A 2,560-nucleotide genomic window follows, 5' to 3' on the forward strand; every position below is an offset into this window, starting at 1 on the left:
CCAGCGGCGGCCGGGCGAACGGCGGGTAGCCGCGGGAGTCGCCCATGATGTTGTAGAACTCGTCGAACGCCTGGTAGGCGTTGATCAGGTTCAGCGTGACCACCGCGACCAGCGCGCCTCGCAGGCCCGGCAGCGTCACGTGCCGGAAGGTCTGCCAGCCGGGCGAGGCGCCGTCGGTCCACGCCGCCTCGTACAGGTACGCCGGGATCCGTTGCAGTGCCGCGAGGATCAGGATCATGTAGAACCCCAGCTGCAGCCACAGCCGCGCGGTGACGAGCACGACCCAGTACAGCGGCGGGTCGACAGTGCCGACCCAGGCCTGCGGCGCACCGCCGAACCAGCCCAGCACGGTGTTCGCGATCCCGGTGTCCACCCCGGAGAACAACGACATCTTCCACACCAGCGACGCCACCACGTACGAGCACGCGAACGGCAGGAAGAACACCGACCGGAAGAACGCCCGCGCCACCCGGACCTGGTTGACCAGCAACGCGAGCGCCAGCGCGATCACGACCGTCGTGGGGATGACGAACAGGGCGAAGACGGTGAACGTGCCGATGCTGTCGAGGAAGGCCCGGTCGGTGAGCATGTCGACGTAGTTGCCGAGCCCGACGAACTCCGTCGGCGTGACCGTGTTCCGCGCGTCGAAGAAGCTGAGGTAGGCGCTCCACCCGATCGGCACGTACGTGAACACCAGCAGCCCGGCCGCGAACGGACCGACGAACAGCCAGAAGGTGAGTGCGGTCCGGCGAGCACTGCGCGCGACGGGCCGTCGCCCGGGTGGGTGGTGCCGACGGAGGTCGGCCGGACTCGTGGCCGGTGCTCGCAGGCTCACCGATCGAGCCGGGCGATCTCTTTGCGTGCCACGTCCAGCGCGGCGGGCAGTTCGCGCGCCGGGTCCGCGCCCTGCCGGGCGATGCGGGACACCGCGTCCGACAGCGCGGTGTTGGCCGTGGCGGACCACCGCGCGGGGCTCGCGATGCGGCCGCCGTCGTTGACGAAGCCCACGATGTCCCTGCCCGGTCCGTCCCGCAGGGACTTCGCCCTCGCCGCGAGGCTCTTCCTGGCGGGCAGGTGCGCGCCGAACGCGGTCGCGAACTCGGTCTGGTAGTCGGTCTTCTCGACCCAGAGCCACCTGACGTACGCCTTGGCCGCGTCGACGTCGCTGCCGCGCGCGTTGACCATGGCGCTGTACGCGCCGACGGGCACCGAGTCGGCGCCGTCGCCGTCGACCTTCGGGAACGGCAGCACGCCGACGTCGTCCCCGTGCGCCTTGAGGATCTTCGGCAGGTTCCACAGGCCGGTCCACTGCATGGCGACCGTCCCGTCGACGAACGCGCCCGGGTCGGCCCAGTCCGTCGGCGACCCCAGCAGCAGTCCGCCACCCGTGTGCAGCTCGCGGAACTTGCCGAACACGGTGGCCGCCCGCGGGTCGTCGAACCCGGGCGCCTTGCCGTCCTCGGACAGGAAGTCCAGGCCCGCCGACCACAGCAGCGGTGCGGTGAGCACGCCGACACCGCCGTCGTTGCCCGCGAACAGGCCGCGGACCCCGCCGGTGTTCAGCCGCTTCGCCGCCGCGACCAGCTCGTCGAGGGTGGCCGGCGGCGCCACGCCCGCCGCGTCGAGCAGGCTCGGCCGGTAGTACAGGACCTGCGTGTCGATGGCCTGCGGGATGCCGTACAGCTTCCCGTCGACCGTCTGGGACTCCAGCAGTGTCGACACGAAGTCGTCGCGGGTGTCGCCGAGCAGGTCGTCCAGCGGCACGACCTGCTTCTGCCGCACCCAGTCGACCTTGACCTGCGCCTCGAACACGTCCGGCACGGCGCTGTTCTGCAGTGCGGTCACGATCTTCGAGTCGTAGTCACCGGGGTTCCACTGCACCTCGACCTTGGCGTCGGGGTAGGCGGCGGCGTAGCGGCGGACCGCCTCCTGCACACCGTCCTCGCCGTAGGCGTGGTACCAGTGGCGCAGCGTCCCGTGCGCCGAGCCACCCCGCCCGGTGTTCGACCCGCACGCCGCGACCCCCAACAACCCGGCGATCGCCAGAAACGACCGACGGCTCCGCTCGACACCCATCGCCACCCTCCCCGACGAGATATGTCGGAAAGTATCAAACGACGATGATCACTTGTCGAGCCGGCGCACCCGGTTCCACGGGATGAGACGGCTCGGGCACACGGCGAAGCCGGTGGAACGTCCGTCCGCGGCCACGGAAGCGGCCAGCGACATCGACAGGTGCGGCCGGACGGGGCCCGTCACGGCCGGACCAGGAGGCGGGTCTCGATCCGGGAGTCGGGGTCGAGGATGTAGTGCTCGGCGATGGTGGCGCGGTACAGGCGCAGCTCGGCGGCGCCGGTGACGCGGTCGGTGCCCCACTCCCCGAGGCCCTGCCGCACCGCCGCGCGGGAGAACACGTCCATCCCGCGCTCGGTCTCGGGCGCCGGCACCGGCGCGGCGGTCCCCGTCAGGTAGACGGCCTGCACCACGCCCGGCCGGAGGGTGGAGTCGAACACGACGATCGACACCTCCGGCCGCACGGCGAGGTTCTGGGAGTGGCGGG

General features: G+C 71.3%; 4 protein-coding genes. All 4 read right to left on the reverse strand.

Going from position 1 to position 2,560, the window contains the following annotated elements:
- A partial coding sequence (locus ACJ73U_RS40920; protein WP_407783167.1) for a carbohydrate ABC transporter permease occupies nucleotides 1-727 on the reverse strand: 727 nt, incomplete at its 3' end.
- 104 nt (nucleotides 728-831) lie between these two features.
- Nucleotides 832-2,076, reverse strand: coding sequence for an ABC transporter substrate-binding protein (locus ACJ73U_RS40925; protein WP_407783164.1), 1,245 nt, complete (start codon nucleotides 2,074-2,076; stop codon nucleotides 832-834).
- Nucleotides 2,077-2,124: 48 nt separating this feature from the next.
- Nucleotides 2,125-2,259, reverse strand: a complete 135-nt coding sequence (locus tag ACJ73U_RS40930) for a hypothetical protein (protein ID WP_407783165.1) — start codon at nucleotides 2,257-2,259, stop codon at nucleotides 2,125-2,127.
- Nucleotides 2,256-2,560 (reverse strand): hypothetical protein (locus ACJ73U_RS40935; protein ID WP_407783166.1); only part of this gene is annotated, 305 nt, incomplete at its 5' end. The genes ACJ73U_RS40935 and ACJ73U_RS40930, both read right to left, overlap by 4 nt.

The sequence above is a fragment of the Actinophytocola sp. genome (genome assembly GCF_045807065.1).
In the GTDB taxonomy this organism is placed as follows: Bacteria; Actinomycetota; Actinomycetes; order Mycobacteriales; family Pseudonocardiaceae; genus Actinophytocola.

What these genes read in the sequence shown, in the direction of transcription:
- ACJ73U_RS40925 (WP_407783164.1), bottom strand. Translation starts at nt 2,076, where the DNA reads ATGGGTGTCGAGCGGAGCCGTCGGTCGTTTCTGGCGATCGCCGGGTTG.